This is a genomic window from Rhodoferax koreense (assembly GCF_001955695.1).
GTDB lineage: Bacteria > Pseudomonadota > Gammaproteobacteria > Burkholderiales > Burkholderiaceae_C > Rhodoferax_B > Rhodoferax_B koreensis.
On the sequence record NZ_CP019236.1, the window covers coordinates 5,174,576 to 5,196,576 of the forward strand.

Genomic DNA, 22,001 nt, shown 5'->3' on the forward strand with positions numbered 1-22,001 from the left:
TGCAGGGCGGCCTTCCACGCCCGAACGGCGCCGCCTTGTTATGCTCCCCCCCATGGCCCACCTGCTGATCGTAGAAGATGACGAATTGCTGCGCGACGCGCTGGCGGCGCAGTTGGCGCAGGCCGGCCACAGCGTGGACACGGCGGCCAACGGGGCCATCGCGCAGGCCCAGCTCGAAGCCGCGCGCTTCGACGGCGTGATCCTCGACCTCGGCCTGCCGGTGGTCGACGGCATGGCGGTGCTGCGCTGGATCCGCCGGCGGCTGCTGGCCCTGCCGGTGCTGATCCTCACCGCGCGCGACGGCGTGGAAGACCGCGTGCAAGGGCTGAACGCCGGCGCCGACGACTACCTCACCAAGCCTTTCAGCATGGCCGAGCTCGAAGCGCGCCTGCAGGCGCTGCTGCGCCGTTCGCGGCTGCCGGCCTTCGGTGGCTCGCTCGAGGTGGCCGAACCCGGCGGCCGGCACCTGCGCGTGGACCCGGTGCAGCCGCTGGCCTGGCTCGGCGACGAGCCGCTGGACCTGACGCATCGCGAATGGACCCTGCTGGCGCTGCTGGTGGCCAATACCGGCCAGGTGGTGAGCCGCGAGGATGTGATCACGGCCTGGCAGGCCGAGCCCGCCGACAACGCCGCGGGCACCGCCAGCGCGGTCAATGCGGGCCTGGCCTCCAACGCGCTGGAGGTCTACGTGCACCGGCTGCGCCGCAAGCTCGGCGAGTCGGGCCTGTCCATCCGCAACGTGCGCGGCCTGGGTTATCTGCTGGAACCTTCGGGGCCATGACCACCCCGCCCGCCGCGGGCCGGGCGCCCGGCCTGTCGCTGAAGCGGCTGTTGTTGCTGTGGCTGCTGCTGCCGCAGGTATTGCTGTGGCTGGTGGGAGGCGCGCTGGCCTACCGCATCGCGCTGAGTTATGCCGAAAACACCATCGACCAGTCGCTGACGCAGACGGTGCTTTCGCTGTCGCGGCAGGTCAAGCCGATGGGCTCTGGCCTGCTGGTGGACTTCCCGCGCGCGGCGCAGGACATCCTGGAGCAGGACCCGAGCGACCGCGTGCGCTACATGGTGTCGTCGCCGCCGGGGCAGTTCGTGCTCGGCAACCGCAGCATGCCGCCGCCGCCGTGGACCGACCCGCCGCCCGCCGGCGAGACGCGCGTCTACAGCGCCGAACTCGACGGCCAGCCGGTGCGCGTGGCGCTGCTCGAGGTGAACTACGGCGAGGCCGGTGCACCGCAGCGCCTGCGCGTGCAGATTGCCAAGAGCATGACGGTGCAGCACCGCATCGCGCGGGAACTGGTGGCCGACATGCTGCTGCCGCTGCTGCTCACCGGCAGCTTGCTCGGCGTGCTGATCACCGCCGGCATCACGCGGGGCCTCAGGCCACTGAAGAAACTCGAGGCCTCGCTGGGCGACCGCACCGGCCGCACGCTGAGTGCACTCGCGCCGATCGAGCTCACCGAGGCGCCGCTCGAGGTGCATTCGCTGGCCGGCGCGGTGAACCAGTTGCTGGCCGCGGTACAGCGCAGCGTGCGCCAGGAAAAACGCTTCCTCAGCGACGCGGCGCACCAGTTGCGCACGCCGCTGGCCGGGCTCATCGGCCAGACCGAGCTGGCGCTGCGCGAGACCGACCCGGCCGCGCTGCGGGAGCGGCTGCAGAAGGTGCATGCCGGTGCCTTGCGCAGCGCGCACCTGGTGCACCAGATGCTGTCGCTCGCACGCACCGAGGCCGACATCAGCTTCGCCCCGTTCGACGCCGCGGCGCTGGTGCGCGAGGTGGCGCGCGAGAGCACGCCGCGTGCCATCGCGCAAGGCATCGATCTCGGTTTCGAGGGCGCCGAGACGCTGCCGCTGCTCGGTGAAAAACTGCTGCTGCGCGAAGCCCTGATCAACCTCATCGACAACGCGCTGCACTACGCGGGACGCGGCGCGACGGTGACATTGCGCGCCGATGCCAGCCGCACCGAGCCGGGCCTGGCCGTGATCGAGGTGGAGGACAACGGCCCTGGCCTGGCCGCCGATGAACTCGCCCATGTGTTCGAACGCTTCTGGCGCGCCAGCGAGGTGCCGGGCGGCTGCGGCCTGGGCCTGGCCATCGTCGAAGGCATCGTGCAGCGGCACGGCGGCACCGTGGCCGTGGCACCGGTGGTGCCGCATGGCCTGCTGGTGCGCATCCAGCTGCCGGCGGCCACCGGGCCGGCAGACTTCGGCCAAAGGCTTTCCGGCGACCTGGCTTCGATGTAAATTGACACCGGGGACAGGGCTGGGCGGCAAGCGGGACGAACGGAGAACGGCGTTGAATCCATTCAGGCGGTTTCTTGTGCTCCTCATCGGGGTGGCGCTGTCGGCCGGCGGTGACGGCGCGGCCGCATCCCAGGCCGCGCGATCCGGAACCTTGCCCACCACCACGATCATCCATCCGCGGCCCGAATCCGGCTCGGATGTGCGCTACGGCTACTACTGGCGGCTGCTGGAAGCCGCGCTGCAGGCCACCGAGGCCGAGTACGGCCCGTTCCGCCTGGAACAGGCGCCGGCGGTCATGAACCACCAGCGCTCGATGGAGGCCCTGGTCGGCGGCCAGATCCAGGTGTATCTGCGGGTGCTGCTGCCGCCGGACTATGCGGACCGGCTCGCGCTGGTGCCGGTGCCGCTGGACAAGGGCTTGTCCGGCTACCGGGTGCTGCTGATCCACAAGGACACGCAGGCCCGGCTCGCTGGCGTGCGCACGCTGGCCGACCTGCGCGCCTTCACGGTGGGACAGGGCCTGGGCTGGGCCGACATCGACATCCTGGCGAATGCCCAGCTCCGCGTGGTGTCGGGCCGCAACTACGAAGGCCTGTTCGACATGCTGGCCGGCAAGCGCTTCGACATCTTTCCACGCGGCATCAACGAGGTCGTGGCCGAATACCAGCGCCACCGCACGGCCGAACCCGCGCTGGCCATCGACCGCAGCCTGCTGCTGGCCTATCCGCTGGCGCGCTACTTCCTGGTCAGCCAAAGCCCGGAGGGCCAAAGGCTCAGGCGACGGCTGGAACTGGGTCTGGAGCGCCTGCGGGCCGACGGCCGCATGGAGAAGATGTACACCGCGTTCAAGAAGGACATCCTGCACGGCCTCGACCTGCGCGGCCGCAGACTGATCCGCATCGCCAATCCGGCTTACGAGCAGCCCATGTACCGGCTGCACGAAGCCGGCTACTGGGACACGCTGGAAGCCGAGACCGGCCGTTGAAAAGGCTTTTGAGGCTTTCGACTCAGAGCCGGGCGCCGCTCTGTGCGTCGAACCAGCTCACGTTCTCGGCCTGCACCGCCAGCCCCACGTGGTCGCCGGGCCGCACGCGCGTCTCGGGTGAGGTCCGCACGGTGACGTTGCCCGCACCGGTCTGCACCACTACGAAGGTGTCGGCGCCGGTCGGCTCCACCAGGCTGACCTGGCCGCGCCAGCCGGTGTTGTCGCCGAACGTGATGTGTTCGGGCCGCAGGCCCATCAGCGTGCCCTCCGCCGGCGACGGGCATGCCAGAGCCAGGCTGCCGCCTTCGATATCAAATTGGCCTCTGGCGCTTTCCCTGCCTGCGTGGCCCGCTATCAAGTTCATGGTTGGTGAACCGATGAAGGTCGCCACGTAGGTATTGGCCGGGCGGCGGTAGATGTCGTCCGGCGTGCCCAGCTGCTGCAGCACGCCGCCCTTCATCACCGCGATGCGGCTGCCGAGCGTCATGGCCTCGATCTGGTCGTGCGTGACGTAGACGCTGGTGATGCCGCTGGCCTGGTGCAGGCGCTTGATCTCGGCGCGCATCTCCACGCGCAGCTTGGCGTCCAGGTTACTCAGCGGCTCGTCGAACAGGAAGAGTTGCGGCTGGCGCGCCAGCGCCCGGCCCATGGCGACGCGCTGGCGCTGCCCGCCCGAGAGCTGCGAGGGCCGGCGATCGAGCAGGTGTTCGATCTGCAGCATGGCTGCGACCTCGGCGATGCGCTTGGTGCGCTCGGCCTTGGGCACCTTGCGCATCTCGAGCGCGAAGCCGATGTTGTCGGCCACGCTCATCGTGGGGTACAGCGCGTAGCTCTGGAACACCATGGCGATGTCGCGCGCGGCCGGCGGCACGCCCACCACGTCGCGCTCGCCGATGCGGATCGCGCCTTCGGTGGGCTCGTCCAGGCCGGCAATGATGTTGAGCAAGGTCGACTTGCCGCAGCCCGAGGGGCCGACGAGGATCAGGAATTCGCCGGGCGCGACGTCGATGTCGATGCGCTTCAGCACTTCGACGGCCTTGTCGCCGTTGCCGAAGGTCTTGCGGATGCCGGAAATTTGCAGTGCGGATGCCATGTTCTCTTACCCTTTCACAGCACCAGCTGTAAGTCCCTTGACGAAATATTGCCCGGCCAGCACGTAGATCAGCATCGTCGGCAGGCCGGCGATCAGCGCCGCGGCCATGTCGACGTTGTAGCTCTTCACGCTGCTGCTGGTGTTGACCATGTTGTTCAAGCCCACGGTGACGGGTTTGCTGTCGGCGCCGCTGAAGGCTACGCCGAACAGGAAGTCGTTCCAGATGTTGGTGAACTGCCAAATCAGCGTGACCATCACGATGGGCGTGGACAGCGGCACGATGATGCGGAAGAAGATGCGCCAGAAGCCTGCGCCGTCGATGCGCGCGGCGTTCACCAGTTCCTTGGGCACGGCGGCGTAGTAGTTGCGGAAGAACAGGGTGGTGCCCGCCAGCCCGGCCAGGCAGTGCACGAAGATCAGGCCGCCGATCGAGCTCGAGATACCGAGCCAGCCGAGCACCTGGCTCATCGGCAGCAGCACCACCTGGAACGGCATGAACACGCCGAACAGCATGAAACCGAACAGCACGTCGCTGCCCTTGAACTTCCACAGGCTCAGCACATAACCGTTCACCGCGCCCCAGAGCGTGGAAATGAGCACGGCCGGAAACACCATCACCACCGAGTTCATGAAGAACGGCTGCAGGCCGCGGCAGTCGGTGCCGGTGCAGGCGCTGCCCCAGGCGGCCCGCCAGGCGTCGAAATTGAGCGCGGAAGGCAGACTCAGCAGGTTGCCGCTGCGGATCTCCTCGGCATCCTTGAACGCGGTGACCAGCATCACGTACAGCGGCGCGAGGAAGAACAGCGCCGCGAGCAGCAGCACCGCATACAGCAGGCCGCGCAGAAGGGATTTAGCGGTCATGGGGTTTGCTCCGCAGCTCGCTGTAGAGGTAGGGCACGACGATGGCGGCCACGGTCGCCAGCATCATCGTGGCGCTGGCCGCGCCCAGGCCGATCTGGCCGCGCGTGAAGCTCATCACGTACATGAAGGTGGCCGGCACATCGGTGGCGAAGCCGGGGCCGCCGCCGGTGAGTGCCATGATCAGGTCGAAGCTCTTGATCGACAGGTGCGACAGCACCATGATGGTGGAGAACACCACCGGCCTGAGGATCGGCAGGATGATGCGCCAGTAGATGCGCGGCAGGCTGGCGCCGTCGATCTGCGCGGCCTTGATGATGCTGTCGTCGATGCCGCGCAGGCCCGCCAAAAACAACGCCATGGCGAAGCCGGCCGACTGCCAGATGCCGGCGATGACCACGCAGTAGATGGCCGTTTCGCCCTGCACCAGCCAGTCGAAGCTGAAGCTGGCCCAGCCGAGGTCGTGCATCAGCTTCTCCAGGCCCAGGCTGGGGTTCAGCATCCACTTCCAGGCTGTGCCGGTGACGATGAAGGACAGCGCCATTGGGTAGAGATAGATGGTGCGCAGCCAGCCTTCGGCGCGGATCTTCTGGTCGAGCAGGATGGCCAGCGCCATGCCGATCAGCATCGCGCCGCCGACGTACAGCACGCTGAAGATACCGAGGTTCTTCAAGGCCAGCCACCAGCGGTCCATCTCCCAGAGCTTCACGTACTGCTCCAGGCCGACGAACTCGTCGTAGTTGGGCAACATGCGCGAAGCCGTGACCGACAACACGCCGTTCCAGACCATCAGCCCGTAGATGAACGCAAAGCCGAGCACGAAGCCCGGGGCGATCACCAGCTTGGGCAAGGTGTTTTCAAAACTTGATTTCATGCGGAGCGACTTTCAAGGCCGTCACCGGCCCAGTCTTGCCCCCTCTCCCGCGCGCGGGAGAGGGTCGGGGTGAGGACCGGTGTTACTTCGTGGCTGCTGCCGATGAAATTTTCTTCATCGCATCCGCCACCGTGATCTTGTCGTCGTTCCAGAACTGGCTCACCACGTCCTTGATCGCGCCTTCGGCGGCCGGGCTCACGGCCATGCTGTGGGCGATGGAAGGCACCAGGCTGCCGGCCTTGGCGGTTTCGACGAAATCCTTGGCCGAGGTCTTGGCGCAATCGTCGAACTTGCTCATGTCCATGTTCAGCCGCACCGGGATCGAACCCTTGTTCAGGTTGAAGGTCTCCTGGAAGGCCGGGCTCATGATGGCCACGGCCAGGTCGTTCTGTGCCTTCTGCGCGTCGGCCGACTTCAGCTTGAACATGGCGAACGAGTCGATGTTGAAGGTGAAGGCGTTGGCCGTGCCAGGAGCGGCGGCGCACAGGAAGTCCTTGCCCGGCACCTTGCCCGCGGCCAGGAATTCACCCTTGGCCCAGTCGCCCATGAACTGGAAGCCAGCCTTGCCCTGCATCACCATGGCGGTGGTGAGGTTCCAGTCACGGCCGCTGGAGGCCGGGTCGGTGTAGCTCTTGATCTTGCGGAAGGTCTCCAGCGACTTCTTCATGGTGTCGCTGTTGATGGCCTTGGGGTCGAGCTTGACCAGCGCGTCGCTGTAGAACTTGGCGCCGCCCACGCCGAGCACGACCGACTCGAAGGTGGTGAAGTCCTGCCAGTTCTGACCGCCATGGGCCACGGCGATCAGGCCGGCGGCCTTGATCTTGTCGGCAGCGGCGAAGAATTCGTCGTAGGTCTTGGGCATGGCAGCGACGCCGGCCTTCTTCAGCACTTCGGGGTTGGCCCAGACCCAGTTCACGCGGTGCACGTTGACCGGCACGGCGACGTAGTTGCCCTTGTACTTCATGGCATCGGCCACGACCTTGGGCAGCAACGTGTCCCATTTCTCGGCGGTCGCCACCGCGTTCAGGTTGGCCAGCACGCCTTCGGCAGCCCATTCCTGGATCGCCGGGCCCTTGATCTGCGCAGCGGCCGGCGGATTACCCGACACCACCCGGCTCTTCAGCACGGTGGCCGCCGCATCACCGCCGCCACCGGCCACGGCGAAGTCCTTCCAGACATGGCCCTTGCCCTGCATGATCTTCTTGAGTTCGGCCGCCGATTTGGCTTCGCCGCCGGAAGTCCAGTAATGCAGCACCTCGACTTCGCCGGCATGCACGATGGCGGGAATGGTGCCGGCGGACGCGGCCAGCACCACGGCGGTGGCCAATTTGGAAAGCTTCAACATCATGTCTCCTGAACTGCCGGCGCGCGACTGGTCAGGGCGCTCGGCAAGGGGTTGCAATTTCGCGCGACGGGCATGTCGCGGCGAGGATTGTAATTTTTCATTAATTAATTAAATCCCCTATTGGGGATTTCCCGCGAAAAAAACAATCCGCAACCCTTGTTACGCTATTGAATCAGGAGCTGTCGTCGCCCGGCCGGCCTGCATAAAGCCTTGATCGGACCGTCTATCCACCGGCCAGTTGATCGCCGTCGACATAGAACCACCGCCCCTGCTCGCGCACGAAGCGGCTGCGTTCATGCAGGCGTGTGGCACGGCCGTCCGCGCCGCGCTGGCGCGCCACGAATTCGACCTCGGCATGGTCGGCATCGATCGGCCGGTGCGATTTCACCGTGAGGCCGAGCCACCTGGCGCCCGCATCGAAATCCAGCCTGGGCGGCCGCTGGTTCGCATGCCAGGTCGCCAGCAGGTAATCCGCACGCTCGCGCACAAAGGCGCTATAGCGCGAGCGCATCAGCGACTCGGCATCGGGCGCGGGCTGCGCCGCGAAATCGTCGATGTAGCGCGCGCAGCAGGCCGCATGGGCCAGCGGTCGGCGCCGGGCGTCGAGCCGGCCGCAGGGGCAAGGCGCAGTGGAAGATATGTCTGGCATGCGGTGGGGCATCACTACGGGAAGAGAAGCAGGGGATGGTAAGAGGAGTGGTACGAGGGGCATCTTATGATCGCCGCCATGCTTGCCAAGTTCATGAGTCTTTTCCTGCTGGGCCTGGTGCGCCTGCTCACCGGCGCCCAGGCGCGCTGGCACGGCTGCCCGCCCAAGGCGGAGCAGCGCATCTATTTCGCCAACCACCAGAGCCATGCCGACCTGGTGCTGATCTGGGCCGCGTTGCCGCAGGAGTTGCGCAGCATCACACGGCCGATCGCGGCCAAGGACTACTGGACCACCAGCCCGTTCCGCCTGTGGCTCACCACCAAGGTGTTCAATGCCGTCTACGTGGACCGCAACCGCAGCAAGGACGCCGCCGGGGTGGAGCAGGACCCGCTGGAACCCCTGGCGGACGCCTTGCAGAGCGGCGACTCGATCATCCTCTTCCCGGAAGGCACGCGCGGCCACACCGGCGAGCCGCAGCCCTTCAAGTCGGGCCTGTTCAGCCTGGCGCTGCGGTTCCCGCAGGTGGTGCTGATCCCGGCGTGGATCAACAACGTGCAGCGCGTGATGCCCAAGGGCGAGGTGATTCCGGTGCCGGTGCTGTGCTCCGTGACCTTCGGCGCGCCGATGCAGGTCGAACCCGGCGAGGAACGCCGCGCCTTCCTCGATCGCGCGCGCAGCGCCGTCGTCGCCTTGCGGGACGTCTAGATGAACAGATATCTCCGCAGCCTGACCGGCACCGAACAGGTCGCCGCCCTGTTCATCATCGTCTTCGGTGTCCTGGTGCTGGCCTCGGCGGCGCTGTTCATCGTCTCGCTGCGCGAACGCGCGGCCGACGCGCGCAGCGAGGCCCGCAAGCTCGAACTGCTCGACGATGCGCGCCTGCTGCGCACCACCTGGACCATGGCGGTGATCTTCTGGATCGGCTGGGCGCTCGGCGAACGCGCGGCCACCGTGCTGTTCGGGCTGGTGGCTTTCCTGGCGCTGCGCGAGTTCATCACGCTGTCGCCCACGCACCGCGGCGACCACCGCAGCCTGATCCTGGCCTTCTTCGTGGTGCTGCCGATCCAGTTCTGGCTCGTCGGCACCGAGCATTTCGATCTGTTCACGGTGTTCATCCCGGTCTACGTGTTCCTGGCGATTCCCGTGGTGAGCGCGCTGGCCGACGATCCGCACCGCTTCCTCGAACGCAATGCCAAGCTGCAATGGGGCATCATGGTGTGCGTCTACGGCATCAGCCATGTGCCGGCGCTGTTGCTGCTCGACTTCCCCGGCTACCGCGACAAGAGCGCCTTCCTCGTCTTCTTCCTGGTGTTCGTGGTGCAGACCTGCATGCTGGTGCAGCACCTGGCCTGGCGCAAGCTCAAGCGGCCGCCGCAGGCGCCGCACATCAGCCAGAGCTTCAACTGGCTGAGCTGGCTGATCGGCGTGGTGCTGGCGAGCCTGCTCGGCGGCCTGCTGTCGGCGATCACGCCTTTCAAGCCCGGCCAGGCGGTGGCGATGGCGCTGATCGCCTGCATCTCGGGCTCGCTCGGCCACCTGGTGATGAAGGCGCTCAAGCGCGACCGCGGCATCACCAACTGGGGTTTGCAGGGCCAGTCCGTCACCGGCGCCAGCGGCCTGCTCGACCGCGTCGACGCGCTGTGTTTCGCCGCGCCGATCTTCTTTCACTCGGTGCGGTGGTTCTTCCGCCTGTAGCCGCTCCCCACCCCCATCCCCATCCCATGCGACTCCTCGGCATCGACCCCGGCCTGCAGACCACCGGCTTCGGCGTGATCGACGTCGATGGCTCGGCACTGACCTACGTGGCCAGCGGCACCATCAAGACCACGCACCTCGATCTGGGTGAACTGCCGGCGCGGCTCAAGGTGCTGTTCGACGGCATCCGCGAAGTCACGGCGCGTTATGAACCCGACGCGGCTTCGGTCGAGATCATCTTCGTCAACGTCAATCCGCAGTCCACGCTGCTGCTCGGCCAGGCGCGCGGCGCGTGCATCACGGCGCTGGTGTCGAACAACCTGCCGGTCTCCGAATACACCGCGCTGCAGATGAAGAAGGCCATCGTCGGCCACGGCCGGGCCGACAAGTCGCAGGTGCAGGAGATGGTGAAGCGGCTGCTGAAGCTGCCGGTGCTGCCCGGCAAGGACGCGGCGGATGCCCTGGGCATGGCCATCACCCACGCCCATGTGGGCCATGCCATGGCCCGGCTTGCCGCAGCCACCCCGCTGGCGCGCAAGACCAGCGGCATGTACCGCGACGGGCGCACGCACTAGCGCTCGCGACTGCTCAGCCGGGAGACAACCGCAGCGGCGCAGCGTGGCCGAGGCCGGGGGCCTCCGCCACGCTGCGCGTACCTTGAGGATTCAGCTTGAACAGCCTCACGGCACGCGACAGTTGCACGGCCTGATCGGCCAATGAGGCCGATGCCGCGGCCGACTGCTCCACCAGCGCGGCGTTCTGCTGCGTCATCTGGTCGAGCTGCTGGATCGAACCGCTGATCTCGCCGATGCCCCGGCCCTGCTCGGCGGCGGAGGCGGCGAGCTCGCCCATGATGCCGGTCACCTGGCGCACGCTTTTCACGATTTCGTCCATGGTCTGGCCCGCATCGCCGACCAGCCGCGCGCCGCCCTGCACCCGCTCCACCGAGGCGCCGATCAGGTCGCGGATCTCCTTGGCCGCCTGGGCCGAGCGCTGGGCCAGGCCGCGCACCTCGCTGGCCACCACGGCGAAGCCGCGGCCCTGTTCGCCTGCACGGGCCGCTTCCACCGCCGCGTTGAGCGCCAGGATGTTGGTCTGGAAGGCGATGCCGTCGATCACACCGATGATGTCGGCGATCTTCCTGGAACTGGTGTTGATCTCGTCCATGGTGCGCACCACCTGCGAGACCACGTTGCCGCCGCGCTCGGCCACCTCGGCCGCCGTCGAGGCAAAAGTGTTCGCCTGGCGCGAGGCGCTGCCGCTCTTCTCGGCGCCGTCCATGAGTTCCGCCATCGACGACGCGGCCTGCTGCAGGTTGTTGGCCGTCTGTTCGGTGCGCTCGCTCAGGTCCTGGTTGCCGCTGGCGATCTCGCTGCTGGCCAGCGAGATGCTTTCCCCGGCGCTCTGCACTTCGCGCACCAGCCCGCGCAGCGACTCCTGCATGCGCGCCATGGCCTGCACGAGCTGGCCGACTTCGTCCTGGGCGCTGGTGTCCACGTCCACCGAGAGGTCGCCCTGGGCGATGCGGTCGGCCAGCGCGCTGGCCCGCGCCAGCGAACGCGAGATGGCGCGCACGCTGAACAGGGTCAGCGGGATCAGCACGGCCAGCGAAAGCGCCAGGATGGCCGCAAGCCAGCCGGCCAGCATCGCCGTGCGCTCCTCCAGGCCTTGCTGCGCCGCCTGCATCTGGCTGCGCGAAGCCGCCACCAGTTCGGAGAGCAGCTTGTCGGCGTTTTCCATGTGGGCTTTCACCCGGTCGGCGTAGGCGCCGGCCACCGCCCCGTCGATCTGCGCCCGCTCGATCTGCTCGAGCACCGGGGCGATGCCGTCCTCGTACTGCTTGAGCAGCGCGGTCACGCCATCGATGCCTTTCACGAAGCCTGCGTCCGACGCCTGCCGCTTGCGCAGGGTGGCCATGCCGGTGCGCAGCGCCGCCAGCGACTTGCCCCAGCTTTCGCGCAGGGCCGCCACCTCGACGGCGTTGTTGCCGCTGATGATGACGTCCTTCTCCAGGCGCCGCACCTGACCCAGCGTGGTGCGCAGATCACCCACATCGGTGAGTGCGGGCACTTTCTGGGTCAGCAGTTCCGTCATGGTGCCGCGCGTGCTGTCGAGCGCGACATAACCCATGGCGCCGATCAGCACCAGCGCCAGCAGAGAAAACACCATGCTGAAGTACAGCCGGGCCCGGATGGATAAACGGTTGAAGAGTGGCACTGATTTTTCCAGATGAAGTAACAATTTGAAGCCAAAGCAACTTTAATTCCCGACGCACTTGCTTTTCGGCACAAATCGCCACTTCCGTACTGAAATTTCCAAACTGCCCCAGGCTGCCCTGGCCAAGCCATCGCACAGCCGGCTGAACTCAGGCCAGTACCGAGGCCGGCATTCTCGATTCGGCATACACGCAGCCGAAGCGGTTGTGCAGGAAGGCGTCGAGGGTCATCTGCTCCTGGCCGACAAAACCGGCGGTCGGCAAAACCTCCTGCGCCACCAGATCGATCGCGCAGCAGATGCCGGCGGCGGTGGTGAGCTGGATCGCGCTCAGCGTCTGCCCGTCGAGCGGCTGGCCGACGATGCGCGCCGAATACGACTCCTGGATCAACCGCTGGCCACGGTAGCCCGAGGCGGTGGCGAAGACCACGATCACGTCCTGCTCGGTGGCCGGAATCGCGGCCTCGAAGATGTCCTTCAGCAGGTCGCGCCGGTCACGCAGGCGCAGGTCGTTGAGCAACAGCTTCATGATGGCGCAATGGCCCGGGTAACGCACCGACTTGTAGTCCACGTTGCGGGCGCGGCCGCGCAGGGTTTCGGTCAGCGTGCCGAGCCCACCCGAGGTGTTGAAGGCTTCGTATTCCACGCCGTCGAGCGCAAAGGTCTCGAGTCCTTCCAGCGCCGGGACCTGCACCGGCATGCCATCGACCAGCGCCTCGCAGGGGTTGCAGTACTCGTTGATCAGGCCTTCGGTGCTCCAGGTGAGGTTGTAGCGCAGCGTGTTCAGCGGATAGCGCGGCAACGCACCGACGCGCATGCGCAGGTCGAGCACGCGGTCGAAACGTCCCGCCAGGTCGTTGCCGACCACGCCGATGAAGCCCGGCGCCAGCCCGCATTGCGGCATCAGCACGCTGCGCGCACCCTTGGCCAGGCCGCGGATCGCTTGCGTGCTTTGCACATCCTCGGTGAGGTCGAAGTAGTGCACGCCTTCCGCCGCGCAGACGGCCGCCACGGCCACGGCGCGGTGGAACGGCAAGGCATTGAGCACCGCGAAACGGCCCGTCACGGCCTGGCGCAACGAAGCGTCGTCGTCGCCGTTCTCGATCAGCGCCACCTCGAAGCCGAGCGCCTGCAGGCGCCGCAGGCTGCCCGCGTCCTGGTCGGCGACACACACCTCGTAGGCGCCCGAACGCCGCAGCAACAGCGCAATCGCGAAACCGATCTTGCCCGCACCGAGGACGGTGACCGTGCGACGGAAAGTAGTGGAGGTGTTCATGGTCGGCCCTTGACGTGTTGCGATGGCCCATCGTAGGCAACAGGGGCGTCGATGCGTAGCGCACATAGCGTCAAAAAGTCGTATAGTTTTTGACAGAACGACTTAATTACTAATCAAAACGACTTCACGCCATGGCTACGCTGGACGATACCGACCGCCGCCTGCTCAGCCTGCTGCAGGCCAACGCGCGCGAGCCCGTGGCCGAGCTTGCACGCAAACTCAAGCTGGCGCGCACCACGGTGGTCACCCGCATCGCGCGGCTGGAACGGGAAGGTGTGGTGGCCGGTTACGGCGTGCGCCTGGGACAGCGGCTCGAAGGTTCGGCGGTACGCGCCTATTGCGGCCTGAGCATTCAGCCCAAGACCACCGCGGCCGTGCTGAGTGCGCTGATGCGCATGCCGGAGGTCGAGGAAGCCTCGGCGGTCAGCGGACCTTTCGACTACCTGGTGTTCCTGCGCTGCGAAACCCACGAGCAACTCGATGCGCTGCTCGACCGCATCGGCCTGATCGACGGTGTGAACCAGACGCAGACTTCGATCGTGCTGAGCCGCAAGATCGACCGGCGCGGCACGCTCGCGGCGCCCGGATGAAGCGTTACATGGGCTAGATCCGCTCGAGGATCAGCACGGTGAAGAAGCCGCCCGCCGCCAGCAGCGTCCACTTCAGCACCACCCAGCCATAACGCTTGAAGCGCGGCTGGCCCGTGCCGATGTAGAACGCGAAAGACACGGCCGCAGATAGCAGCAACAGCAGGATGGCCCAACGGAAAAGCAGCATCGGAAGACCTGCGCGGGCCTACCAGGCGCGGGCGAGTTGCGCGAAGCCGCGCGGCGCGCGTTTCTCGTCTTCGAAGGTGACGATCTCGTAGGCGTCGGGCTGCGCCAGCAGGGCGCGCAGCAGCTTGTTGTTCATCGCGTGGCCCGAGCGGAAGGCGCTGTAGGCGGCCAGCAGCGGCTTGCCGACGAGGTACAGGTCGCCCATGGCGTCGAGGATCTTGTGCTTGACGAATTCGTCGTCGTAGCGCAGGCCGTCGGCGTTCAGCACCTTGTAATCGTCCATCACGATGGCGTTGTCCAGGCCGCCGCCGAGCGCCAGGCCGTTGGCGCGCATCATCTCCACGTCCTTGGTGAAGCCGAAGGTGCGCGCCCGGGCGATGTCGCGCGAATACGAACCTTCGCCCATGTCGAACTCGACACGCTGGCCGGTGGAGTCCACGGCGGGATGGTCGAAGTCGATCTCGAAGCTGAGCTTGTAGCCGTGGTAGGGATCGAGCCGCGCCCACTTGACGTTGGCGCCCTCGCCTTCGCGCACCTCCACGGGTTGGACGATGCGCATGAAACGCTTGGGCGCGCGCTGCAACTCGATGCCCGCGCTCTGCAGCAGGAACACGAAGGAGGAAGCCGAGCCGTCGAGGATCGGCACTTCCTCGGCGCTGATGTCCACGTACAGGTTGTCGATGCCCAGGCCCGCGCAGGCCGACATCAGATGCTCGACCGTGTGCACCTTGGCGCTGCCGGTCGAGATGGTGGAGGCCATGCGCGTGTCCGTCACGGCCATGGCGGAGATCGGAATGTCCACCGGCTCCGGCAGGTCGACCCGGCGAAAGACGATGCCCGTGTCCGGTGCGGCCGGGCGCAGCGTCAACTCGACGCGCTGGCCGCTGTGCAGACCCACGCCGATGGCGCTGGTCAGGGACTTGAGGGTACGTTGCTGCAGCATCCCTTGATTTTACCGGCGCGCCTCATGCGGATGATCGGAATATCCCGATCACCCGCATAGGCAAGCTCAATCGGCTTGCTTGCGCAGGAAGGCTGGAATCTCGTAGTCGTCCATGCCGCCCGAAGACAGCGCGTCCACGCGTGCGCTGGCCTGCGTGCGGTTCGGCGTGCGCCACACGGCCGGGCCGCGCAGCGAGTCGTAGTCGGGTGTCGCGACGCCCGTCCCGCCCAGGCCGGTGGCCATGCCACCGCCGAGGTTCGGGATCTGGTAGCCGACGTTGTCGGTGCCGGTGCGTTGCACCACCTGCAGCGGAGGCGCCGTGCGGCGCGCGCCCTGGCGGCTCAGGCCGGTGGCGACCACGGTCACGCGGATCTGGTCACCCAGGCTGTCGTCGTAGGCCGTGCCGTAGATCACATGCGCGTCGGGCGAAGCGTAGGCGCGGATGGTGTTCATGGCCAGGCGCGATTCGTTCAGCTTCAGCGAACCCTTGGCGGCGGTGATCAGCACCAGCACGCCCTTGGCGCCCGACAGGTCGATGCCTTCGAGCAGCGGGCAGGCCACGGCCTGTTCGGCGGCGATGCGCGCGCGGTCCGGGCCTTCGGCCACGGCCGTGCCCATCATGGCCTTGCCGGGTTCACCCATCACGGTGCGCACGTCTTCGAAGTCGACGTTCACATGGCCGGGCACGTTGATGATTTCGGCAATGCCGCCCACGGCGTTCTTCAGCACGTCGTTGGCATAGGCGAAGGCCTGGTCCTGCGTGACGTCTTCGCCCAGCACTTCGAGCAGCTTCTCGTTGAGCACCACGATCAGCGAGTCGACGTTGGCTTCGAGCTCGGTCAGGCCGGTGTCGGCATTGGCCATGCGCTTCGGGCCTTCGAACTCGAAGGGCTTGGTGATCACGCCCACGGTCAGGATGCCCATTTCCTTGGCCACGCGGGCGATCACGGGCGCAGCGCCGGTGCCGGTGCCGCCGCCCATGCCGGCGGTAATGAACAGCATGTGGGCGCCGGCGATCGCCGCGCGGATGTCGTCCACGGCGAGTTCCGCGGCCTCACGGCCCTTGTCGGGCTTGCTGCCCGCGCCCAGGCCGCTCTGGCCGAGCTGGATGGTCTTGTGCGCGACGCTGCGGCCCAGGGCCTGGGCGTCGGTGTTGGCGCTGATGAATTCCACGCCTTGCACGGCGCAGCCGATCATGTGTTCGACGGCATTGCCGCCGCCACCGCCGACGCCGATCACCTTGATCTGGGTGCCGAGGTTGAATTCTTCGACTTCAATCATTTCGATAGGCATGTTTTTCTCCTGATGTTCCATTAAGTGCAGTTGCTTGTTTTGAAGGGTTCGGTCTGGTCTTATTTTTTTGAAAGAGGCATCAACACCTCCACGGGGGATGGCAGTGACGCCATCGCCCAGTCAGAAAAGGGGGGCTGCCGCGGGCGAGCCAGAGTTTGTCGTTCATGGCCTAGAAGTTCCCCACGAACCAGTCCTTGACCCGGCCGACGGCGGTCTTCATCGAGCCGTTTTTCTGCGCCACCTTGAAGCCGCGCAGGCGGCCGATGCGCGCTTCTTCGAGCAGGCCCATCACGGTGGCGGCGCGTGGCTGCGACACCATGTCGGACAAGGCGCCCGCATACTTGGGCACGCCGCGGCGCACCGGCTTGAGGAAGATGTCCTCCCCGAGTTCGACCATGCCCGGCATGATCACGCTGCCGCCGGTGAGCACGATGCCCGAGGACAGCACTTCTTCGAAGCCCGACTCACGGATCACCTGTTGCACCAGCGAATAGATTTCCTCGACACGCGGCTCGATCACGCCGGCCAGCGCCTGCTTGCTCAGCATGCGCGGGCCACGGTCGCCGAGGCCGGGCACTTCCACCTGCGCGTCGGGATCGGCCAGCAATTGCTTGGCATAGCCGCTTTCGACCTTGATGTCTTCCGCGTCCTTGGTCGGCGTGCGCAGCGCCATCGCGATGTCGCTGGTGATCAGGTCGCCGGCGATCGGGATCACGGCCGTGTGGCGGATCGCGCCGTTGGTGAAGATCGCCACGTCGGTGGTGCCGGCGCCGATGTCCACCAGCGCCACGCCGAGTTCGCGTTCGTCCTCGGTCAGCACCGAAAGACTGCTGGCCAGCGGGTTCAGCATCAGTTGGTCCACGTCCAGGCCGCAGCGGCGCACGCACTTAATGATGTTCTCGGCCGCACTTTGCGCGCCGGTGACGATGTGCACCTTGGCTTCCAGGCGGATGCCGCTCATGCCGATCGGCTCCTTCACGTCCTGGCCATCGATCACGAATTCCTGCGGCTCGACCAGCAGCAGGCGCTGGTCGGTGCTGATGTTGATGGCCTTGGCCGTCTCGACCACGCGCGCCACGTCGGCGGCCGTGACCTCGCGGTCCTTCACCGCCACCATGCCGCTCGAATTGATGCCGCGGATGTGGCTGCCGGTGATGCCGGTGTAGACGTGCGAGATCTTGCAGTCGGCCATCAGCTCGGCCTCCTTCAGCGCGAGCTGGATGCTCTGCACCGTGGCGTCGATGTTGACCACCACGCCGCGCTTCAAGCCGTTGCTCGGCGCCACGCCGAAGCCGGCCAGCTTCAATTCACCGCCCGACATGACCTCGGCCACCACCACCATCACCTTGGCGGTGCCGATGTCGAGTCCGACGACCAGATCCTTGTACTCTTTTGCCATAAGTGCGTCCTGTATTCCCGTATTCGTTCTGCTCAGTGCGTCGTTGTTGCTGTTTTCTTCTTGGGCGGCGGTGGTGCCGTCCCTGTGCTCACCCCGCGCATGCGCAACGCATAACCCTCGCCATACCGCAGGTCGGCGCGTTCCACCGCCTCGACCGTGCGCCCATATTGCCCCGCCACCTGGCTGATGGTGGCGATGAAACGTTGTGCGCGCTGCACGATCTCGTCGCTCGTGCCGCGCCCGAGTTCGATCACCGCGCCGCCGTCGGTGGCCACGCGCCAGCCACCGCGGTTGCTCAGGTCCACCTCTTCCAGGCCCACGTCGAGCGGCTCGAACAGCGGCGCGAGCACGCGGTACATGCCCAGCACCTGGCCCGACTCCTCGGCCGGCCCGGTCAGGCGCGGCAGATCTTCGCGCTCGACCTCGTCCACGTTGGCCTCGAAGATCTCGCCGTAGTTGTTGAGCAGCCGCGACTCGCCTTCCGGCCCCCAATAGGCCGCCGCCTGGTGCTCCTGCAGGATCACGCGCAGGTGGTTGGGGAACTCGCGCCGCACCACGGCCTGACGCACCCAGGGCACGGTCTCGAAGGCGCTCTTGGTGGCGGCCAGGTCGATCGTGAAGAAGTTGCCGCGCACCTTGTTGGCGATGTTGGCGCGCAGCGTCAATGCGTTGTTGTGGCTGACTTCGCCCTGCACGGTGATGCCCGAGATGGTGAACATCGGCTGGCGCAGCGCCCACCACACGCCACTGGCCAGCAACAGCACGGCAAAGCCCAGGAACAGGACCGAAGCGGTCGCGTTCATGAGCTTGACGTCCGTCGGCACGGCCAGCTGGGGTCTCATGGCTGAGGCGCTCCCGGTGCGTTGTCCAGCGCCGCGGCCTGCAAGAGCCGCAGGCACAGGGCTTCGTACGACAGGCCGGCGGCACGGGCCGACATCGGCACCAGCGAATGGCTGGTCATGCCGGGCGAGGTGTTGATCTCCAGCAGGTAGGGCTTGCGCGTGGCCTTGTCGATCATCACGTCGATGCGCCCCCAGCCGCGGCAGCCGAGCACGCGGTAGGCCTTGAGCACCAGAGCCTGGATCGCCTCCTCTTCGCCGGCGGGCAGGCCGCAGGGCACCAGGTACTGCGTGGTGTCGGTGAAGTACTTGTTCTGGTAGTCGTAGTTGCCTTCGGGCGCGACGATGCGGATCACCGGCAGGGCCTGCGCCTCGTCCCCGGTGCCCAGCACCGGGCAGGTCACCTCGTCGCCTTCGATGAACGCCTCGCACAGCACCTGCGAATCGAGGCGCAGCACGGCGTCCACCGCTTCCACCATGCCCGAGTAGCCCTCGACCTTGTTCACGCCGATGGAAGAACCTTCGCGCGCCGGCTTGACGATCACCGGCAGGCCGAGCTCGTCCGGCACCTCGATCACCTGGCGCCGGTCGATGCTGCCCTGGGCGAGCAGGCGGTATTTCGGCGTCGGCACGCCCTCGGCGATCCAGACCCGCTTGGTCATGATCTTGTCGATGGCGATGCTCGACGCCATCACGCCCGAGCCGGTGTAGGGAATGCCCAGCAGTTCAAGCGCACCCTGCACCGTGCCGTCCTCGCCGAAGCGGCCGTGCAGCGCGATGAAACAGCGCGCGAAGCCCTCGCGCTTGAGCTCGACCAGATCCCGCTCGGCCGGGTCGAACGCATGCGCGTCCACCCCCTGGCTGCGCAGTGCGGCCAGCACGCCGGTGCCCGACATCAGCGACACCTCGCGCTCGGCCGAAGCGCCGCCCATGAGTACGGCAACCTTACCCAGATTTGAATGATTTTGGCCTGTAGCGCTCATTCTTCCACCGCCTGCAGCTCTTTTTTCGATAGCAGATCGACCAGCTTGCCGGGCACGGCGCCGATCGAGCCCGCGCCCATGCACAACACCACGTCGCCGCCCTGTGCCGCGTCGAAGATGCTCTGCGGCATGGCGGCGATGTCGTCGACGAAGACCGGCTCCACGCGGCCGGCCACACGCAGGGCCCGTGCCAGCGCGCGGCCGTCGGCCGCGACGATCGGCGCTTCACCGGCCGCATAGACCTCGGACAGCAGCACGATGTCGGCCTCGCCGATGACCTTGACGAAATCCTCGAAGCAGTCGCGCGTGCGGCTGTAGCGGTGCGGCTGGAAGGCCAGCACCAGCCGCCGGCCCGGGAACGCGCCGCGCGCGGCGGCCAGCGTGGCCGCCATCTCCACCGGATGGTGGCCGTAGTCGTCGACCACGGTGAAGCTGCCGCCGTCGCGTGCCGTGCATTCGCCGTAGGCCTGGAAGCGCCGGCCCACGCCCTGGAAAGTGGCCAGCGCCCGCTGCACCGCCGCATCGGGCACGTTGAGTTCGACCGCCACGGCGATCGCCGACAGCGCATTCAACACGTTGTGCCGGCCAGGAAGGTTGAGCACGACGGCCAGGTCCGGCAGGGTCACGCCATTGCGCCGCTGCACGTTGAAATGCATCTGGCCGCCGACGGCGCGCACGTCGATCGCGCGCACCTGGGCACCCTCGTCGAAGCCATAGCTCGTGACCGGGCAGGTCACGTCGGGCAGGATCTCGCGGATCGCCGGGTCGTCGGTACACAGGATGGCCGTGCCGTAGAAGGGCATGCGGTGCAGGAAGTCGACGAAGGCCTTCTTCAGGTTGCCGAAATCGTGGCCGTAGGTCTCCATGTGGTCGGCGTCGATGTTGGTCACCACCGCCATCACCGGCAGCAGGTGCAGGAAGGAGGCATCGGATTCGTCGGCCTCGACCACGATGTAGTCGCCGCTGCCCAGGCGCGCATTGGCACCGGCACTGTTGAGGCGGCCGCCGATGACGAAGGTCGGATCGAGCCCGGCCTCGACCAGCACGCTGGCCACCAGGCTGGTGGTCGTGGTCTTGCCGTGCGTGCCGGCGATGGCGATGCCCTGCTTCAGGCGCATCAGCTCGGCCAGCATCAGCGCGCGCGGCACGATGGGCACACGGTTCTCGCGCGCAGCCAGCACCTCGGGGTTGTCGGCCTTCACGGCCGTGGACGTGACGATGGCATCGGCACCTTGCACGTTCGCCGGGTCGTGGCCGACGAAGGTGTGGATGCCCAGCCCCGCGAGTCGGCGCAGCGTCGCGCTGTCGCTCTGGTCGGAGCCGGAGACGGTGTAGCCGAGCTTGTGGATCACTTCGGCGATGGCGGACATGCCCGAACCACCGATGCCCACGAAATGCAGATGACGGACGGCATGCTTCATTTGGCTAGCTCCTCGCAGGCTGCGACCACGGCTTCGGTGGCGCCGATCTTTTGCATCTTCTTGGCTTTCAGGGCGCATTGCAGCAAGGTGCTGCGCTCCATTTTGTTGAGCATGGCCGCCAGCCCCACCGGGGTCAGCTCCTTTTGCGGGATCAACCAGCCGCCGCCCTGCTCGACGAGGAACCTGGCGTTGGTGGTCTGGTGGTCGTCCACCGCCGCGGGAAACGGCACGAACAGCGCGGCCACGCCCACGGCGGCGAGTTCGGTCACGGTGCTGGCGCCGGCGCGACAGATCACCATGTCGGCCTCGGCATAGGCCCGGGCGGTGTCGTCGATGAAAGGCGTGAGTTCGGCCTGCACGCCGGCGTCGGCGTAGCTGGCGCGCAGTTCGTCGATCTGCTTGGCGCCGCTCTGGTGCAGCACGATCGGACGCCGGTCTTCGGGAATCATGGCCAGGGCCTTGGGCACGGTGTCGTTGAGCGCACGCGCGCCCAGGCTGCCGCCCACCACGAGCAGCTTCAACGGCCCGCTGCGTCCGGCAAAACGCTCGGCCGGGCCGGGCTGGCACAGGAACGGCGCGCGCAGCGGATTGCCGACCCACGCGGCCTTGGGCCAGACGTTGGGGAACGCAGTGAACACCCGGTCGGCCACGCCCGACAGCACCTTGTTGACCAGGCCGGGCACGGAGTTCTGTTCGTGCAGCACCAGCGACTTGCCGAGCAGTACGCCCATCATGCCGCCGGGGAACGCGATGTAGCCGCCCATGCTCAGCACCACGTCGGGCTGCACACGGCGCACCACCTTGATGCTTTGCCAGAAGGCGCGCAACAGCCGCAGCGGCAGCAGCGCCAGGGTCGCCAGGCTCTTGCCGCGCACGCCGGAGAAGTCGATGGCCTCGAAGGCGAAACCCCGCGGCGGCACGAGCTGGCTTTCCATGCTGCCGGGCACGCCCAGCCAGTGCACGCGCCAGCCACGTTCGCGCAGGGCCTCGGCCACGGCCAGGCCCGGGAAGATGTGCCCTCCCGTGCCGCCAGCCATGACGAGGGCGCAGTGTTGGGTCATGCCCTGCCTCCGTGCATCACTGCGCCGCCCACCACGTTCGCGGTGCTGCCCATTGGGGT

General features: G+C 67.0%; 22 protein-coding genes. 7 read left to right on the top strand and 15 right to left on the bottom strand.

Annotated elements, in window-relative coordinates:
* Window positions 1–52 precede the first annotated feature (52 nt).
* The 3 genes from RD110_RS23945 (at window position 53) to RD110_RS23955 (ending at window position 3,223) form a co-directional block, all read left to right on the top strand.
* Window positions 53–781 carry a response regulator gene (locus RD110_RS23945; protein ID WP_076202753.1) on the top strand — a complete coding sequence of 243 codons (729 nt, stop codon included), beginning with the start codon at window positions 53–55 and terminating at the stop codon, window positions 779–781.
* Window positions 778–2,238, top strand: a complete 1,461-nt coding sequence (locus tag RD110_RS23950; protein ID WP_076202756.1) for a sensor histidine kinase — start codon at window positions 778–780, stop codon at window positions 2,236–2,238. Before RD110_RS23945 ends, RD110_RS23950 begins: the two co-directional genes overlap by 4 nt.
* 76 nt (window positions 2,239–2,314) lie before the next feature.
* Window positions 2,315–3,223 (top strand): hypothetical protein, encoded by a 909-nt coding sequence (locus RD110_RS23955; RefSeq protein WP_076202759.1) that lies wholly within the window; start codon window positions 2,315–2,317, stop codon window positions 3,221–3,223.
* Window positions 3,224–3,245: 22 nt separating this feature from the next.
* On the opposite strand, the gene RD110_RS23960 is transcribed toward RD110_RS23955, so the two are convergent.
* The 5 genes from RD110_RS23960 to RD110_RS23980 all read right to left on the bottom strand — a co-directional run bounded on the left by RD110_RS23960 (window position 3,246) and on the right by RD110_RS23980 (window position 8,042).
* Window positions 3,246–4,316, bottom strand: a complete 1,071-nt coding sequence (locus RD110_RS23960; protein WP_076202762.1) for an ABC transporter ATP-binding protein — start codon at window positions 4,314–4,316, stop codon at window positions 3,246–3,248.
* 6 nt (window positions 4,317–4,322) lie between these two features.
* Window positions 4,323–5,177 carry a carbohydrate ABC transporter permease gene (locus tag RD110_RS23965; protein WP_076202764.1) on the bottom strand — a complete coding sequence of 285 codons (855 nt, stop codon included), beginning with the start codon at window positions 5,175–5,177 and terminating at the stop codon, window positions 4,323–4,325.
* Window positions 5,167–6,048 carry a carbohydrate ABC transporter permease gene (locus RD110_RS23970; RefSeq protein WP_076202767.1) on the bottom strand — a complete coding sequence of 294 codons (882 nt, stop codon included), beginning with the start codon at window positions 6,046–6,048 and terminating at the stop codon, window positions 5,167–5,169. Before RD110_RS23970 ends, RD110_RS23965 begins: the two co-directional genes overlap by 11 nt.
* A gap of 82 nt (window positions 6,049–6,130) precedes the next feature.
* Entirely contained in the window at window positions 6,131–7,393 is a 1,263-nt protein-coding gene (locus tag RD110_RS23975; RefSeq protein WP_076205577.1) for an ABC transporter substrate-binding protein, read from the bottom strand.
* 223 nt (window positions 7,394–7,616) lie between these two features.
* The gene (locus tag RD110_RS23980) at window positions 7,617–8,042 is read right to left on the bottom strand and encodes a YchJ family protein (RefSeq protein ID WP_076205580.1); all 426 of its coding nucleotides are present in this window, start codon (window positions 8,040–8,042) and stop codon (window positions 7,617–7,619) included.
* Window positions 8,043–8,120: 78 nt separating this feature from the next.
* Between RD110_RS23980 and RD110_RS23985 the strand changes: the two genes are divergently transcribed.
* From RD110_RS23985 to ruvC, 3 genes are read left to right on the top strand one after another with little or no spacing between them, the layout of a single operon-like run.
* Window positions 8,121–8,747: a lysophospholipid acyltransferase family protein gene (locus RD110_RS23985; RefSeq protein ID WP_076205582.1), complete on the top strand. Its 627-nt coding sequence runs from the start codon at window positions 8,121–8,123 to the stop codon at window positions 8,745–8,747.
* Window positions 8,748–9,737 carry a phosphatidate cytidylyltransferase gene (locus tag RD110_RS23990; RefSeq protein ID WP_076202769.1) on the top strand — a complete coding sequence of 330 codons (990 nt, stop codon included), beginning with the start codon at window positions 8,748–8,750 and terminating at the stop codon, window positions 9,735–9,737.
* Window positions 9,738–9,763: 26 nt separating this feature from the next.
* Entirely contained in the window at window positions 9,764–10,312 is a 549-nt protein-coding gene (ruvC, locus tag RD110_RS23995; RefSeq protein ID WP_076202772.1) for a crossover junction endodeoxyribonuclease RuvC, read from the top strand.
* A gap of 13 nt (window positions 10,313–10,325) precedes the next feature.
* On the opposite strand, the gene RD110_RS24000 is transcribed toward ruvC, so the two are convergent.
* Both RD110_RS24000 and RD110_RS24005 read right to left on the bottom strand, forming a co-directional pair.
* On the bottom strand, window positions 10,326–11,954 hold the full coding sequence (locus tag RD110_RS24000) for a methyl-accepting chemotaxis protein (RefSeq protein WP_076202774.1): 1,629 nt from the start codon (window positions 11,952–11,954) through the stop codon (window positions 10,326–10,328).
* A 148-nt stretch (window positions 11,955–12,102) separates the two neighbouring features.
* On the bottom strand, window positions 12,103–13,227 hold the full coding sequence (locus RD110_RS24005) for a saccharopine dehydrogenase family protein (RefSeq protein ID WP_076202777.1): 1,125 nt from the start codon (window positions 13,225–13,227) through the stop codon (window positions 12,103–12,105).
* Window positions 13,228–13,358: 131 nt separating this feature from the next.
* Here RD110_RS24005 and RD110_RS24010 point away from each other — a divergent pair, with 131 nt between their 5' ends.
* Window positions 13,359–13,817, top strand: a complete 459-nt coding sequence (locus RD110_RS24010) for an Lrp/AsnC family transcriptional regulator (protein ID WP_076202780.1) — start codon at window positions 13,359–13,361, stop codon at window positions 13,815–13,817.
* Between the two features lie 13 nt (window positions 13,818–13,830).
* On the opposite strand, the gene RD110_RS28420 is transcribed toward RD110_RS24010, so the two are convergent.
* From RD110_RS28420 to murG, 8 genes are all read right to left on the bottom strand, one after another.
* Window positions 13,831–14,004 carry a hypothetical protein gene (locus RD110_RS28420; RefSeq protein WP_204250002.1) on the bottom strand — a complete coding sequence of 58 codons (174 nt, stop codon included), beginning with the start codon at window positions 14,002–14,004 and terminating at the stop codon, window positions 13,831–13,833.
* A gap of 18 nt (window positions 14,005–14,022) precedes the next feature.
* Entirely contained in the window at window positions 14,023–14,946 is a 924-nt protein-coding gene (gene lpxC, locus RD110_RS24015; protein ID WP_076202783.1) for a UDP-3-O-acyl-N-acetylglucosamine deacetylase, read from the bottom strand.
* Between the two features lie 66 nt (window positions 14,947–15,012).
* Window positions 15,013–16,239 (bottom strand): cell division protein FtsZ, encoded by a 1,227-nt coding sequence (ftsZ, locus tag RD110_RS24020; protein WP_076205585.1) that lies wholly within the window; start codon window positions 16,237–16,239, stop codon window positions 15,013–15,015.
* A gap of 169 nt (window positions 16,240–16,408) precedes the next feature.
* Entirely contained in the window at window positions 16,409–17,638 is a 1,230-nt protein-coding gene (gene ftsA, locus RD110_RS24025) for a cell division protein FtsA (RefSeq protein WP_076202785.1), read from the bottom strand.
* A gap of 32 nt (window positions 17,639–17,670) precedes the next feature.
* A complete protein-coding gene (locus RD110_RS24030) occupies window positions 17,671–18,480 on the bottom strand; it encodes a cell division protein FtsQ/DivIB (protein ID WP_076202788.1) in 810 nt (269 codons plus the stop codon).
* Window positions 18,477–19,460: a D-alanine--D-alanine ligase gene (locus tag RD110_RS24035; protein ID WP_076202791.1), complete on the bottom strand. Its 984-nt coding sequence runs from the start codon at window positions 19,458–19,460 to the stop codon at window positions 18,477–18,479. Before RD110_RS24035 ends, RD110_RS24030 begins: the two co-directional genes overlap by 4 nt.
* A complete protein-coding gene (murC, locus tag RD110_RS24040) occupies window positions 19,457–20,881 on the bottom strand; it encodes a UDP-N-acetylmuramate--L-alanine ligase (RefSeq protein ID WP_076202794.1) in 1,425 nt (474 codons plus the stop codon). The genes RD110_RS24035 and murC overlap by 4 nt, the downstream gene beginning before the upstream one ends.
* Window positions 20,878–21,942, bottom strand: coding sequence for an undecaprenyldiphospho-muramoylpentapeptide beta-N-acetylglucosaminyltransferase (gene murG, locus RD110_RS24045; RefSeq protein WP_076202797.1), 1,065 nt, complete (start codon window positions 21,940–21,942; stop codon window positions 20,878–20,880). Before murG ends, murC begins: the two co-directional genes overlap by 4 nt.
* Window positions 21,943–22,001: the final 59 nt, after the last annotated feature.